At 61.1% G+C, this 13526-nt stretch carries 20 protein-coding genes; all 20 read right to left on the reverse strand.

Features of this window, described 5'->3' with window-relative positions:
* Positions 1–14: 14 nt before the first annotated feature.
* The 20 genes from ACW4TB_RS06485 to ACW4TB_RS06580 all read right to left on the reverse strand — a co-directional run bounded on the left by ACW4TB_RS06485 (position 15) and on the right by ACW4TB_RS06580 (position 13524).
* The gene (locus tag ACW4TB_RS06485; protein ID WP_455828272.1) at positions 15–2519 is read right to left on the reverse strand and encodes a phage tail tape measure protein; all 2505 of its coding nucleotides are present in this window, start codon (positions 2517–2519) and stop codon (positions 15–17) included.
* Between the two features lie 13 nt (positions 2520–2532).
* Positions 2533–2691: a hypothetical protein gene (locus ACW4TB_RS06490; RefSeq protein WP_455828271.1), complete on the reverse strand. Its 159-nt coding sequence runs from the start codon at positions 2689–2691 to the stop codon at positions 2533–2535.
* A gap of 62 nt (positions 2692–2753) precedes the next feature.
* Positions 2754–3221, reverse strand: coding sequence for a phage tail assembly chaperone family protein, TAC (locus ACW4TB_RS06495; RefSeq protein WP_455828270.1), 468 nt, complete (start codon positions 3219–3221; stop codon positions 2754–2756).
* Positions 3222–3229: 8 nt separating this feature from the next.
* On the reverse strand, positions 3230–3724 hold the full coding sequence (locus ACW4TB_RS06500; protein ID WP_455828269.1) for a phage tail tube protein: 495 nt from the start codon (positions 3722–3724) through the stop codon (positions 3230–3232).
* Between the two features lie 64 nt (positions 3725–3788).
* On the reverse strand, positions 3789–4157 hold the full coding sequence (gp17, locus tag ACW4TB_RS06505; protein ID WP_455828268.1) for a tail completion protein gp17: 369 nt from the start codon (positions 4155–4157) through the stop codon (positions 3789–3791).
* Entirely contained in the window at positions 4154–4639 is a 486-nt protein-coding gene (locus ACW4TB_RS06510; protein ID WP_455828267.1) for an HK97-gp10 family putative phage morphogenesis protein, read from the reverse strand. Before ACW4TB_RS06510 ends, gp17 begins: the two co-directional genes overlap by 4 nt.
* Positions 4632–4970 carry a phage head closure protein gene (locus ACW4TB_RS06515; RefSeq protein WP_455828266.1) on the reverse strand — a complete coding sequence of 113 codons (339 nt, stop codon included), beginning with the start codon at positions 4968–4970 and terminating at the stop codon, positions 4632–4634. The genes ACW4TB_RS06510 and ACW4TB_RS06515 overlap by 8 nt, the downstream gene beginning before the upstream one ends.
* Positions 4967–5296, reverse strand: a complete 330-nt coding sequence (locus tag ACW4TB_RS06520; protein WP_414156562.1) for a head-tail connector protein — start codon at positions 5294–5296, stop codon at positions 4967–4969. Before ACW4TB_RS06520 ends, ACW4TB_RS06515 begins: the two co-directional genes overlap by 4 nt.
* Positions 5293–5487: a hypothetical protein gene (locus tag ACW4TB_RS06525; RefSeq protein WP_455828265.1), complete on the reverse strand. Its 195-nt coding sequence runs from the start codon at positions 5485–5487 to the stop codon at positions 5293–5295. Before ACW4TB_RS06525 ends, ACW4TB_RS06520 begins: the two co-directional genes overlap by 4 nt.
* A 41-nt stretch (positions 5488–5528) precedes the next feature.
* The gene (locus ACW4TB_RS06530) at positions 5529–6692 is read right to left on the reverse strand and encodes a phage major capsid protein (protein WP_455842927.1); all 1164 of its coding nucleotides are present in this window, start codon (positions 6690–6692) and stop codon (positions 5529–5531) included.
* The gene (locus tag ACW4TB_RS06535; RefSeq protein ID WP_455828264.1) at positions 6689–7363 is read right to left on the reverse strand and encodes an HK97 family phage prohead protease; all 675 of its coding nucleotides are present in this window, start codon (positions 7361–7363) and stop codon (positions 6689–6691) included. Before ACW4TB_RS06535 ends, ACW4TB_RS06530 begins: the two co-directional genes overlap by 4 nt.
* 18 nt (positions 7364–7381) lie before the next feature.
* Positions 7382–8653, reverse strand: a complete 1272-nt coding sequence (locus ACW4TB_RS06540) for a phage portal protein (protein WP_414156558.1) — start codon at positions 8651–8653, stop codon at positions 7382–7384.
* Positions 8653–10374 (reverse strand): terminase large subunit, encoded by a 1722-nt coding sequence (locus ACW4TB_RS06545; RefSeq protein WP_455828263.1) that lies wholly within the window; start codon positions 10372–10374, stop codon positions 8653–8655. Before ACW4TB_RS06545 ends, ACW4TB_RS06540 begins: the two co-directional genes overlap by 1 nt.
* On the reverse strand, positions 10375–10860 hold the full coding sequence (locus ACW4TB_RS06550; protein WP_414156556.1) for a phage terminase small subunit P27 family: 486 nt from the start codon (positions 10858–10860) through the stop codon (positions 10375–10377).
* A gap of 135 nt (positions 10861–10995) precedes the next feature.
* Entirely contained in the window at positions 10996–11364 is a 369-nt protein-coding gene (locus tag ACW4TB_RS06555) for an HNH endonuclease (protein WP_455828262.1), read from the reverse strand.
* Complete coding sequence (locus ACW4TB_RS06560; protein ID WP_455828261.1) at positions 11355–11537, reverse strand: hypothetical protein; 183 nt, start codon at positions 11535–11537, stop codon at positions 11355–11357. The genes ACW4TB_RS06555 and ACW4TB_RS06560 overlap by 10 nt, the downstream gene beginning before the upstream one ends.
* Before the next feature lie 60 nt (positions 11538–11597).
* The gene (locus tag ACW4TB_RS06565) at positions 11598–11795 is read right to left on the reverse strand and encodes a hypothetical protein (RefSeq protein ID WP_455828260.1); all 198 of its coding nucleotides are present in this window, start codon (positions 11793–11795) and stop codon (positions 11598–11600) included.
* Positions 11796–11799: 4 nt separating this feature from the next.
* On the reverse strand, positions 11800–12123 hold the full coding sequence (locus tag ACW4TB_RS06570; protein ID WP_455828259.1) for a phage holin, lambda family: 324 nt from the start codon (positions 12121–12123) through the stop codon (positions 11800–11802).
* Between the two features lie 85 nt (positions 12124–12208).
* Positions 12209–12664, reverse strand: a complete 456-nt coding sequence (locus tag ACW4TB_RS06575) for a hypothetical protein (protein WP_455828258.1) — start codon at positions 12662–12664, stop codon at positions 12209–12211.
* Positions 12665–12837: 173 nt separating this feature from the next.
* Positions 12838–13524, reverse strand: coding sequence for a hypothetical protein (locus ACW4TB_RS06580; RefSeq protein WP_455828257.1), 687 nt, complete (start codon positions 13522–13524; stop codon positions 12838–12840).
* Between the last annotated feature and the right edge of the window lie 2 nt (positions 13525–13526).

Here is a 13526-nt window from a genome sequence, read left to right on the forward strand (position 1 = left end):
GCTCTGTGGTTGAATCAGCGAACGGGACGGTTGATAGCGGTCCAGATCATCCCGCCTCGGCCGAGTTGTTTCGTAATCTCTTGCCTAGCCCCATCTTGGGCGGCCTTGGCATAGGCCTGTGCGACTGCGCTGATGTCGCCGGTAGCGCTCCCGGCTTGTCCGCTCGCACCGTCTACCGAGATTTCCTGCTTGATAATCACCGGTGAGGTACCGCCGCCCTGCCCTATGGCCTGCATGGCCGCGCTCGAGTAGGAATTGCCAGCAGGAGCGACATAGCCGCCGTCCGCATAACCCTTGGTGTTGAGGCTTTCCAGGAAGGCGCGCATGCCGGGCTGTTCGACCACTTCCTTGCGGAGCACGAACTCGCCGGCGTGGACGATACCAGCCGGGTCGTACTTGCCGCCGGCGCCGGTGTACCCGCCATCCGAGAAGCCGCCAGGGGTGTAGGTCATCCCTGCCGAGGCGCTACCCAGGCCATAATCAAACCCGCCAGCACCAGGCGCGGCATAGGAACCGACAGCCGCAGTGGCAAGACTTGGAAAGATGCTGGAAAACACATTGGAGGCAGCTGCCTGCATGGCCATCTTGGCCACCATCTTGCCGAAGCTCACGGCCACGTCGCTGAACTTTTGATCTACACCAAAAGCCCAATCGACCGCTGCGTCTGTCATGCCGTCAAACAGGGACGTGAAGGCGCCTTCCATCTGCCCGGCAATGTCCTTCGCCTGGTCCATGTAGTTGTGGAGGGCGTCACCCGCGCCGGCAACCCAGTCTGCCTGGGCCTCGTCTACCTTCGCATAGTGGTCCTGCTGGTCGGCCAGCCTCTCTGCCAAGGAAGCGGCCAGCAAGCCGGTTTCCTTGTCATACCTCGACTTCGCATCCGGATCACCAAGTGCTTCGGCTGTCTTGTACTGTTTGTAGAGCTCTCGACGCTGGTTCAGGAAGTCGTGCTCGATCGCCAGGCTCTCTCGCATCCGAGAGCGAAGCTTCTCACCTTGCCCTGCGCCAACGATGTCTACCTCAAAGCCTTGGCGCACAACGATGTTGCTGTCCTTCAGGTTCGCTGCATATGCGGCAAGCTTGATGTCTTCTTCGTTTTGCCTCTGCAGCTTGATCTTGGCGTCAAGCTCAGCGGCGAGCCCTTCGAGCACCTTTCTCCGCTCGCCACTGATGCCTTTCAACTTTCCGGCTTCCAGCTCGAAGGCGAGCTTGGCAGCCTCAGAGGCCTGGGCCTGCTTGCTGGCCGTTGCATCGATGAGAGCAATTTGGCGGCGATAGCCTTCCTCAGTCGATTCGAACTGCGTCTGGAGCTTCTTCGCAGCCGTCTCAGCCGCTTTGGCAGTCGCCTGCGCGGCGGCATCAGGAGCCTTGAACGTGCCGCCCCCGGTCTGCTGATTGAGCATCGCCAGTGCGCCGGCGATCTCTTTGATCTTTCCGCTGGCCTGTCCAGAGGAGCCGGCCTGGTCGATACGGACCCACAGCTTGTTGTAGCGGGCATCCATGTCGTCCAGGTCCTTGCCTACCCCAGTGGCAAGCTTGGACGAGTTCTCTCGGATCTTCCCGATCACCTCGGTCGGCTTTGAGAGGTCCACCCCATCGAATGCGCCGCCAATGATCGTGACCAAACCCTTGATGGATCTGCCAGTCAACTCGAACGCATAGGCGACCATCAGCGCTGTCTTGGCACTGACGTCGAGGATCAACCGCAACCCCTCGGACAGCACCGACATCGACTCGGTATCCTGGCTCAGATCGAACAAGATCCCCGCGTAATCGCCCAAGGTAGGCATCAGCGACGCGGCAAGCTGGTTCTTGATTCCGGACAGGGACTGCTCTGCCAGCCAGCCCGCCGCAGCAAGGTTCTGGGTCGCGACGATGGTCTTTTCATCCATGATCGCGCCAGCCTTTTCGGCTGCATCACCCAGAATCGCGAAGCCTGCGCCGTTGTCGCGCAGCAGCGGCAGCAGCAAGGTCGCGTCGTTTGCCAGCGATTCCATCTGCTGGGTCATCTCCGCCTGACTCAAGCCCGCTTTCTGCAAGCTGGTTGCAAAAAGCTGCAGGGCCTGGGGACCAGACAGATTGCGAAACTGTTCGGCAGTGACCCCTACTTTCGGCGCGATGGTCTTGAAGAAGTCCTGAAGCTCGCCACCACCATTGAGCAAGAAATCGCCAACCTTGTCGTTCACATCCTTGAAGATGTCAGCCAGCTTGTCGTTCTCGACCCCTACCGCTTTCGCGCCAGCGGCGTACTTCTGGAATTCGGAGGTGCTGGTTCCAGCTACTGCGGAAAACCGACTGATCTCATTGGCAGCCTGCACGGTCGAGACAGTGAATGCTGCCAATGCTGCGGCGCCGGCGGCCACCCCCGTAACGATGGCAACCCCGGCCGCCTTGGCATTCCTCTCCACCTCTTTGCGCCATTTCTGAGAGCTCCGCTCGGCCTTGTCCATGCCTGCCACGAATCCCCCCACGCGCGCGATGAGATCGAGCGTCAATGTGCCAAGGGACTTGCTTGCCATCTGTATCTCCGAGCTATGACCAAGACTCCATAGCCCGCTCCAGGCTTATTGCCCCGGCTTGGTCATGAGGGGTGAAGTCATCCGGTGTGAATGGTGTCGGGCGGATCTTGGTGTCTCGGCACTGGTTGGCCAGGATCGAGGCGAGCAGCCCGCCGACACGCTCGATGCGCATGCCGAGGTGCAGAGAGCCACGGCGATTTCTGAACTTCGCCCAGGAGTGGAATTCCTGCAGGCTTAGGCTTTCTTGCGCTTGCGCGATGGTGCAGCCGCCGACACCGCAGAGGACGAGCTCGTGCCAGAGCTCGTCGAGGTCGGTGAGCTCGGCGTCTTTCCCAGGTTGTTCACCTCATGGATGACGGTCAGCAAGGCAACGGTCAGGTTGCCATCGAGTGCGCCGAGACGCTTGGTGCTGTCCGGATCCTTGGCCAGCTCCTGCGGATCAAGCGGGCCGTGAGTGATGTCCAGCGCGGTGAAAACCGGATTGCCTTCTTCATCGCAAATGGCGGCGGCGATCCGGCCGGCGATGCTGTCCTGCTTGCCGCCGGCGGCGAGCACATCGCTGACGGCGGCCTGGTAGCCAAGGGGCCGGACAAAGACGGTAGCGGTCAGCGTGTCATCGCCCTGCCGCCATTTGATTTCCTTCTCGACTGGCCGGCCAGTGAAGGCGCCAGCCTGTTGCAACGTGGTGATGTTCAGCTTCATGGCAGACCTCAGGCAGCGGTAGATTTACGAATCCAGGCGGAGCCGCCGGAACGCTGGATGGTTGCGGCGGTGCTCACCACGGAGTTGGCTGCGAAGTCGAACGGGAAGTCCGATACGTAGCCGCGGAAGACGAACCAGGTACGCGAATCGGGCAGCTCGAAGCCGCCGTCTTCGCCCACGGTCGGAGCCGCGGTGCCGTCGGACCAACCCACGGCCCAGTCGATGGTGGTATCGCCGTTCGCCTCGGAAAGCTGGTGGAGACGCAGGTGACTGGCGTTGCTCGGGTCAGCGTTGACGGACAGAGAGGCCTGGCCAGGGGTGCGCAGGCCTTTCTTGTAGCTGCGCTCCTGGTCTTCCAGGCAGGTGTCCTCGATCTGATCGGCCGGCGCGCCGCCCGGGCTGAACGCGGTCGCGCACTCGATGGCCAGGACGGTCTTCGGGCCAGTGCCGGATACGGGCGGCACCAGGGCATAAATCTGGGTTCCTTGAGAAAGGATCGACATGGTGTTCTCCAAACGTCGGGCAAAAGAAAGCCCGCACTGGGCGGGCTCTGGTCGGGTGAGAGGTTCAGCGCTGGACTATCCAGTCCACGTCGAAACTGGCTCGGTAATTCTTGGTGGTCGGGTCTCGGCCTTCAGCGCCCCACCTGGTGATGTAGGCTCGAGGCTCGATCGCATCACGGATGGCATCGCGCACCTTGCGTACCGAGATGCCGGTGGTGCCGTACACGTCGACCTGCAGGGTGAAGCCGTCGGCGTCTGGCCGGCCTGCCAGGTAGTTCTCGGGCGCGCCGTTCACCAGCTGCCAAACCGCGTAGGGCTTGGCCACCCCTTCGGGCGCTTCCCCGAAAGAGTAAAGGCGCAGGTCCGCGCCAGCACCGAGCAGCGCAACCACGCCCGCGTCGTGGGCGCAGACTTCGAAAATGGGGGCGGTCATCGTCTTGCTGCCTTCTTCGCGGCGCGCCGGATTGCGCGGTCAATGGATTTCTCGTATTCGGTCAGGAAGGCGTTGGTCACCTCGCTGATGCTGTTGGCCAGGGCCGGGCGCATGAAGGGCGCGGCGGCCATCTTCTCGGTACCGAACTCGATCAGGCGCCAGTGCGGCGTCGGTGAGTTCGGGCTGAGATCGCCGCCGTCCTTGAGCACGGCGCCATGCATTACGCCGATCCGGAAGCCCAGGTCACCGGTGCGCTTGAACAGCTTCCCGTTCCAGCGCAAGGCGATGTTGTCGGAGATCGAGCGACCGGTTTCCTTGTCATCGATCTTCTCGGCCCCCTCCTTGGCCTTCTGCATGACGATCTGGGCGGCCTTGCGCAGCGATGCTCGCCCACCCTTTCGGCGCACATCGTTGCTCACCGAGTCGAGTTTGCCGAGCAGGCCGTCCAGGCCGATGAGGCTGAACTCAACGCCGTCAGCCATCCTTCACCCCCTTCGAGACCAGGATGGTCAGGTAGTCTAGGCCGGAGTCGGCATCGGGCAGCGGCGGGCCCTCGATGCTGTAGATCTCACCGCGGTGGACGATGCGCATCGTTGGCAGCACGCCTGGCCGGTACCGGATAACGATCCGGGCTGAGGCTTCGGACTGTGCGGCCTGGGCCGCGATCAGGTCCTTGGCGGATAGCGGCTCAACCGAAGCCCACGTATTGGCGAACGGCTGCCATGCCTGTTCACCGAATTCGCCTGTTACCGGATCGCGAACTGCAACCTCATGCTCGATGACGATTGGGTGCCGAAGATCGCCTGCCTTCATGGGACTACCTCATCTGGCGGGCCATGCCAGTTGCGTGACGACCACAGTAGCGACTCAACGGCCAAGGGCAGCTCAGTCGCAATGGTCCCAGTCACGATCGCCTCGCGGTTTGCGTAGGAATGGCCAATGAGCAACAGCAGTGCAGCTTTGAAGCTGGCCGGAAAGTCAGCGACCTCAACCAGCTTCGGGTTGTCGCAGAACCACAGCGCCCAGGCCAAGGCCGACTCCGCGTACAGCTCAATCAGCGGATCTTCAGCAGCATGATCGACACGGAGATGCATCTTGATCGTGTCGATCGGCAGCAGCTCCAGTGCCGTCACGGTCATTTTTTCTTGCTCGACTTCGGTTCAGGGATAGGCTCTGGCTCGGGAAGATGCTCGGAATCGATCACCTCCTCAGCAAGGCCCAGACCGACCAAGGCCTCGGCATATTCATCCAGCACGGATCGCGTCTCATGCTGATCGAAGTTGCCGGCGTGGTAGTGGGAGAACTGACGCAGGGCACGGATCTTCTTCATGGTGCACACGGGGCAGTTGCCTGCCCCGGCCTCGGACTCAGTTATGCGGCAGGTGCAAAGGCACCCTTGATGATCGCAGTCGGGCGGTAGTGCGCCAGCGCCAGGCGCTCTTCACAGAGGATGGTCAGCATGTTCTTCACGAAGTTGTCGCGGTCTTCGCGGCTGATCTCCACGGTCGCATCCATGCGGTCCCAGACTTGGGACGCCAGGTCGAAGCCGCCAACGGTGAAGGTGCCCAAGGCCTGCGCTTTGGTGGCTACGACCGGAAGGCCCCACATCACTTTCGCCGCAAACGCTGCGGGCCCGCCGAAGATGTAGCGGCCATCCGCATCCTTCAGCAGAGCGATGGCGTGCCAGTCGCGCGGGTTCAGGATGATGCCCGACGCCTCGAACTCCGACTCGCTCGTCTGGAAAATGGCATGCGCGATCAGGTCTGCACGGGTGTCGCCAGCCACGCTCAGGCTCGCGTCATACGCGGTGGCCACCTGGTTCAGGCCGATGAGGTTGTCGCCGGTGCCGTCGCCGTTGAGCAACTGGCCTTCTTCGACTAGTGCCAAGCCAAACAGCAGGCGGTTGTTCACGTACGACTCGAGCATCGGCGCATCATCCATCACCTGCCGCGACGCCTGGATCCAGTGAGCGATGGTTTTGACGGTCGCCGTTTCCTTGGTGAAGGTCAGGTTCGACTCGGGCTTGAGATTGCCCTCGGCGACCGGCGCGGCGCTGTTGGTGAAGATATTCTCGCGGACGTATTCCAGCGAGTTGGAGCTGATGCGACCCTGCGCCAGCAGGTCGCGGATAGTCAGGCGGCGCAGGCCTGGCATCAGGATCCCCGGGTTCGCCTGTGGCTGGATCAGCGCGCCAGCCGAAGCGGCGCCGCTGCCGAGCTGCTTGTCGAAGCTCTTCACGTCAACCTTGCCCGAGGATTTGCCATCCCAGGACTTCTTCAGGTCTTCAGCGGTTTGCGCGGCGAAGCTCTTCGTCTTGGTCGGATCGTCCGGGTTAGCGCCAGCCAGCTTCTGCTCCAGGTCGAACAGTCGGGTGCCAGCGGTTTTCAGTTCGTCCTGAACGGTGGTCAGCTCGCTCTGCAGTTTCTTGCTGATTTCACCGGTATCGGTGATTTCCTTTTTCTGCGCGTCGAACAGCTCGGTCATGCGATTCTGAGCGGTCTCGATCGCTTTTTGAATTTGGGCCAAGTCCATTATTTCGTCTCCAACGAGGGGAAAGTTTTCAGGCGCTCCAGGAGCGCGGCGATTTCAGTGGGGTCGCCGCTTTCGGACTCGCTCCGAACTGCGGACTTGATGCGGGCAATCAACGCCTGCGCTTCGGACTTGGAGAGGCCGGCGGATTCCCTCAGCCAGCTCTCCGCGTCGCGGATGCTTTCGATGGTCTCCATGCTCTTGAGCGTGGAGACGGTGGCCGCTTCGTTGGCCGGGAAGGTGCACACGCTGATTTCGCTCAGGAGCGTCACGTTGCGGAACGAGTAACCGGTGGCGATCGACGTGATGTCGCTCTTCGCCGCACTGAAGCCGACGGACATTCCGCCGACCGTGCCGTGAATCATCGCGGCCTTGAGCGCTTCGGACTGCGGGTTGCCCGGAGTGAGCTCGCCGCGCACATGCAGGCCGGTGCTGTCCTCGGCCAGGTCCAGCCATTTACCCACCGGAATCTCGTTTCGCCGGTGGTTGAAGAACATGGCCACGGCGCGGCTCTGGGTCTTCAGCGCCTGGGCAAAGGCACCTGGCTCGATGATGTCGCCATCGCTGTCGACCACGCCGAACACACTGGCATAGCCTTCGAACACGCCCTGGGCGCCACCGCTTGCGAACTTGATCGCGGCCTGGTCGAAAGCCAGGGTTTTACAAATGCTGGGCATCTACAGCCTCCAGAAAAACTAAACCCCGCTGGATGCGGGGTTCGTTTGGCCAAGTTGAGTGAGCGGCACGTTCTGCGACTGCCGAGTTGCGACATCACCGCCGGGGAGTGGCGGCCTATTGTCGAGGCGCCGGCCTTCGTTGACGGTCAAGAGGCCGGCGTCTACGTTTGTTTTCAGGTAGTTGGCCCGGGCGGTGGAATCGCCGCGCAATAGGCCTTCCAGGTTGTGCTCCGCATGGAGTCGACCGACTTCGCCTGGCTTCAGTAGCCAGCGCTCGATAGCGTATTCCCAGCGGTTGAGGTATGGCGACAGTGTGTACTGCAGGAAACCGAGGTTTTGTTGCTCGATGCCTGTTCCCCAGCTGGTGGACTTCTCCACGTCGCCAACCAAGTGCGGCGGTACCCCGAAGAATCGCGCCAGCTCGCTAACCTGAAACTTGCGGGCCGCCATGGTTTCCGCGTCTTGGGGGCTAACGCCGATGGCCTGGGTGGTGAATCCACCCTCCAGGATCCACAGTCGCTTCTTGACGGGTCCGCCGGAGATCTCCTTGAAGTTCTCCTCGACCTGGTTCCGCTGGTCCTTATTGAGCACCTTTCCTTCGCCGGTCATCAGCAACTGAGGCGACTTGGCGCCGTTGGCATAGAAGTCACGCTGCTGGTCTTCCATTGCCACTGCGACCCCGGCCGTCTTCGCCGCGAACGCGATTGGCGACAGGCCGACCAAGCCGTTGAAGCCGAAGCCTTTGAGATGGAAGATTTCTGCCGGCTTGAAGTCTGCGTATTCGCTGTCTCGCCGATATCGGTACACCACGCGCTTGCCTTCAAGCCGCACATCCATGTTCACGGACATCAGCGGCATCATGCTGATGACGTCACCAGCGCTGTTTCGCTCGATCAGGGCATAGGCATTGCCGTAATAGCAGAGCTGCATGGTCATCGCTTCGCGGAACTCGACGGCCGTCATGTACTGATTCGGGCTATAGCGCAGCAGGCGGGCCAGCGGATTGGTGATGCCGACCTTCATCCGGTCGTCACCCTTGGTCTCGAAGACATCCAGCGGCAAGCCTGCGGTGACGGTGGAGATCAGGCGAACGCAGGCGAACACTGTAGAGATTTGCAGCGATCGCTCGTCGCTCACGACCGAGTCGCCCACCACTCCAGAGGCGGACACCGGGCCGTTCTGCGAACCCTTCTCAGGCGTTACCAGGCGGCCGCCGACAAAGAAGCTGGCCATGCGTGCCCAGAAGGGACTGCGCGTGCGCAGGTCAATGCTGTAGTCGGTGTCTGCCATTACATGCTCATCGGTCTAGAGAGGAAGTCATCGACAGAGCCCTGTACATCCGCGTTAGCTAGGATCCGGCCTATCGTCATGATCAGCGCCACGGCGCCGTCGATCTTGTTGTCGTCGCCCTGCTTGATCGGACGAACAACGTCATCGTTGCCTGGCAGGCACTTGCCAATGACGTTGCCGATACACCAGGTCATGATCGGGTTACCGTCGTGATGGAACCGTCCGGCCGTGATGGCCGCTTCCAGCTCCTTCATGGCGTCCGACATGTTGGTGTAGTTCTGCGTGATGGTGATCGGGTTGAAGCCCTCGTCGTCGAGGTCATGGCTCAGGCCTGTCGCGCCATGAGGATCAATCGGCGACTCGCGCAGCGGCGCGTGGTGATTGGCCTCCTTGGTGTCCTCGAGGATCTCGCGGTAATCGATCTCGGCGCCATCGGTGACCTCCAAGTGCTTGGAGTTGACCCAGGCCTGAAACCGCTCCGACATGCGCTTGTTGTCACTGTTGAATGCCGTGTCGTAGGGCACCCAGAATTTCGGGGCGACGCTGTAGTAGTGCGTCTTGCCGTCGATGACCCGCCAGAACAGCCGGGCCCGCGAGTTCATGTCCAGCTTGCGGGCCAGGTCGAAACCAGCGATCCACTCCTGCCCTTCGAATTGCTCCAGGGTCAGGGTCGTGTCTTCGCACGCCTTCCAGTCTTCCATGTTGAAGAAGCCGGACTTGGCGCTCACCCATAGGTTCAGGTGCTTGGTCTTGAATGTGTTGGTGAAGCGAGCGGAGCGGATCGCCCTCGCCTGCTGGCTTTCCAGGTATTCCTGGAACACCGACACCCCGTGGTTGGGGTTGGCCTTGGCCAGCATCTTCGGGTCGGTCCAGTCGTCACCCTCATCGAGTGTCCAGATGTAGCCGAATAACTCGTCGTCAGGGACCGTGCCCTCGAGCATCTCGATCACCTGGCGGCGCTTGTCGTAGCAGGGGCCCTCGATATCGGCGCCGGCGGTGGTGATGATGAACATCAACGGCTGCCGACGAGCGCCCATGCCGGTGAGCATGGTGTCGTACTGCGCCGAGGTACGGTGCTCATGGTATTCGTCGACGATGGCACAGCTGGGCGAGGCGCCGTCGCCGGGGTCTCCGATCAGCGGCTCGAAGCGGCTGAAGTCGGACGGGATGTTCATGTTCGAGGCGTTGACCTCGATGCCCGCGGCCTGGATCAGCATGGGCGACTTGCTCACCATGAGCTTGGCCGGCCGGAATACCTCCCACGCCTGCTTCTCGGTCGTTGCGCCAGAATAGACCTCGGCGCCGAATTCGCCGTCGGCAACAAACATGCTGATGCCCACACCGGCCGCGATCACGGACTTCCCGTTCTTGCGCGGGACCTCCCAGTAGCTTTCGCGGAACCGGCGGTGCCCGCCCTTCTTCCTGAGCCAGCCGAAGGTGACCGCCATACCGAACAGCTGCCACGGCTCCAGGCTGATGAGCTGACGCTTGAAAGCCCACTCGCCCTTTGTGTGCGGCAGCAGCTGGATCAGCTTCAGCTTCTTCTCGGCCTTGGCCGGATCGAACTTGAAACGGAAGCCTCGCTTGCGGCTCGCAGCCAGGTCATCGAAGTGCCGCTGGATCGCCTGGTGGATGTACCGACAGGCCGGTACCTTCCCGCGCAGCACGGACCGCCCCCACGCCATCGCCTTGTCGACGTTGGGGTGCAGGGCCTTGGTCATCTATGAGCTCAGTAAGTTGGCGAATTCGTTGGTGACTTTGTCCTTGTTTCCGCCGATCAGCCGGGTCCGGCTGGATGGGTCAAGGCCCAGTAACGATCCGAAGGTAACCATCTGCCGCATCGTCTCGTTGGCTGCGGTCAGTGCGGGGTTCTTCACTGGCCCTCCGGTTGCGCCGGCAACAACAATGCCGTGCTCCCTGATCGACTCTTGAGCCATCCGCCAGTTGTCATAGGCGGTACAGAAGGCCTCGACGTTGTGCAGGTCCGTGAGGGCCACGACGTTCTCGCGCAGCAGCTCGGGAAGAATCATTTTCCACATGACGGCAGCGCGCTCGCTCAACCATTCGGGCGGTTCAACGTCGGTGATCTTGGAGAACTCAGGCTCAGCAGTATTGAGCGCTCGCTTGCCTGGGTTGCCGGCGAGCTGTTTCTTGGCCGTCGGCTTGGGTTTGCGACCACGGCCGGCGACCGTGGCGGTGCCTCCCATCGCGCAACTCCTGAATTTTTAATTTCGCGGGTGTAAAAAAACGACTGAGGGCGCGGTGTCCGAGCGAAAGGCCCTGAACTTTTGACCCTCCCCCTCCCATCTGGCGAGATTTATTCTCATTTCCGCCGTTTTCGATCATTTTTTGATCGCCTTAGACTCCCGCTGCGTCTTGGCCTTGTGGCATTCGCGGTTGATCGCCCGAAGGTTGTGATCATCGTCGGTGCCGCCGTGGGCCAGGGCCAAAATGTGGTCAACCTCATGGGCTTCGCGGATGCGGCCGAGTTGGGCGCAGTCATCACACCGACAGAGGTATTGATCTCGCTTCAGAATTCGCTCACGCTTGCGCCGCCAGGGGCGACCACCACGGCCTGAGCCCTTACGTGTCGCCCAGGCCTTGGCCTGTTCGGCAGCCAGGTCGGCATGACCATCGCAGTAGCCATTGGCATTGCGGTGCAGTGCACGGCAGCCCTGGGCCCGGCATGGTCGTTGTGGTCTCAGCGGCATGGCGAGCCGTCCAGGTAGTGCGTACGAGGAAGTTCATCCGGGTCAATAGCAGCATCGTCAGCCAGGGCTTCGATCAGCGCCATGTTCTGGCTCGCGATCTGTTCGAGCAGGCCGGTCTGCTTCTGCTGCTGGTCCAGGATCTGCTGGAGCAAAGAGATTGCTTGCTCGTTCACGGGCCACCTTCATCCACTTGTTGATCCATTCGCGCCGGGCGGCGCACCCACTGCAGGCCATTACTCAGTCCTACGCATGTTGAGTTGCTGTGCAATATCGGCAGCGCGCTCGCGCACCTCCAGCACCTGGCCGTCGAACGTATGGACGACTGCGCAGATGCCATGCCACTGCGAACTTGTGCCTGCCTCCTGCACTCGGGCAATGGCAGCTGGGACCAGATAGTGCTGGCGGCGGTTGATGTCAGTCAGCGTGATCATCGGGTCACCCTTGCGCTTTGCGAGACAGGAACAGGTCGGAGTAGCCGCGAAGCTTCTCCACACCCATGAAGCCAACCATGCCGCCGGCGAAGGTGGCCATGCCCTGCGGCAGGCCCATCCATTCGAGCAGCGGCACCAGGGCCAGGGTAATTAGGCCGCATAAGGCACCCTCCAAGAACATCTGCCGCCGGGTGCCGCCGCCATACACCACCCGGAGGACGGCGATCGCGACTGACAAGCCAGCGGCATACAGCTGAGGCTGATGGGCCAGCACCCAGGTGAGCACAGCGGCCCACAGGCCAGGATCCTTCTCGGGCATGTTCGACATCTCGGTTCCTCCCGTTGTAGGGAGCAAAAATGAAAAAGCCCCGCACGATGGCGAGGCTTATATACAGCGATAGAGCTCAGTGAGATCAGTATCTGCAGTTGGTGACGATGCCGGTATTAATGCATCTGATCTGATTATCGCCGGGCTGACTCAGGGGCGCGACTTGCGGTGCAACGTACTGGGGCACCTGCTGGATGGCTTGGGTCTGCTGCTGCGTTTGCTGATTGAACTGCTGCATCTGCTGGTTGAGTTGCTGCATTTGCACTTGTTGCTGGTACTGCTGTGCGTAGTGATATTGGACCTGTTGCTCGGTAATTGCGTTTCGGAATCCAGTTGCCACACCGGCCGAATTGAAGCAGGTGATGACAGTGTCAGACCATGGCTTCACATACTTGCAGTCATTATCACCAGCCATGAAGTACTGCCCGTTGATCAAATTAGGCTGAGCTTGAGATGCACACCCAGCCATAAGGCCAATCACTGCTGACAGTACCATCAGGCGCGAAACGTTCATTGACTTGAGAAGCCCCAGAGTATCCATGCCGACACCTTCCTTTTTGGTGGCAGAAGGCTATCAAAATCCACAGTTTAATTCGAGCGGCCAATAAAAAGCCCGACTCTATGGCCGGGCTTTCGGGGGTCAGTCCTAAACGTGCGCAGGAATGACAGGATGGGGTTAATTTCTCTCACTCTCTCACTTATGTCAATAGACAATTATGCAGCGTCTTTGATCAGCAGGCCCTCCGCCTCGAGAATCGCCCGGACCTCTCTCAAGGAGTCGTTGATCATGCCGTCCAGCTTCTCCTTGATCCCGGAACGCCAGCGGTAGCGCGTAGGCTCCGATGTGGCGTCCAGATCCCAGGTGTTCATGTCGTAAAAGCTGTCCGGGAGAATGATCAGATCCTCGGCCAGAACCTCTGCCTTTTTGCGTTCAGCCTGACCTGCGGCCAAGGCAGCGTTGACCAGGTTTTCGCGACGCCACTCAGGAGCATCCAGCGGGATATCAACCGCAACCGAGCGAGGCCCCTTGCGGCGCGCACCCTTGAGCTTTGGGATGGCCCAGGTGGTCACGGCCTTGTAGATAAAAAGCTGAGGTGCTGGACTGGCAATCAGCGGTGCGATGGCCGTGATGCCCTGCAACCGCTTCGCCTTGTTGGTGGCGTACTTCGCATTGAGTGCACTCCAGTGGCGTGGAAGGAGCAGGTGATGGAGGCGCGCAGCCAGCCAGTAATCAACCTGGGCCCGGTCAAAGCCGCCTGACTGCCCCCCTAGCGAAGCCAGGCAACCACCCTCCTCTTCCGCCGATTTGTAGAGTTTCTGCCATGCCTGGCCTTTCGCAGCGCCTTTCTCCCCCGCCGCCAGAGCGGCAACTACTGCACCCGATACGCTGTTGTAGATCATAT

Source organism: Lelliottia jeotgali (assembly GCF_977070485.1).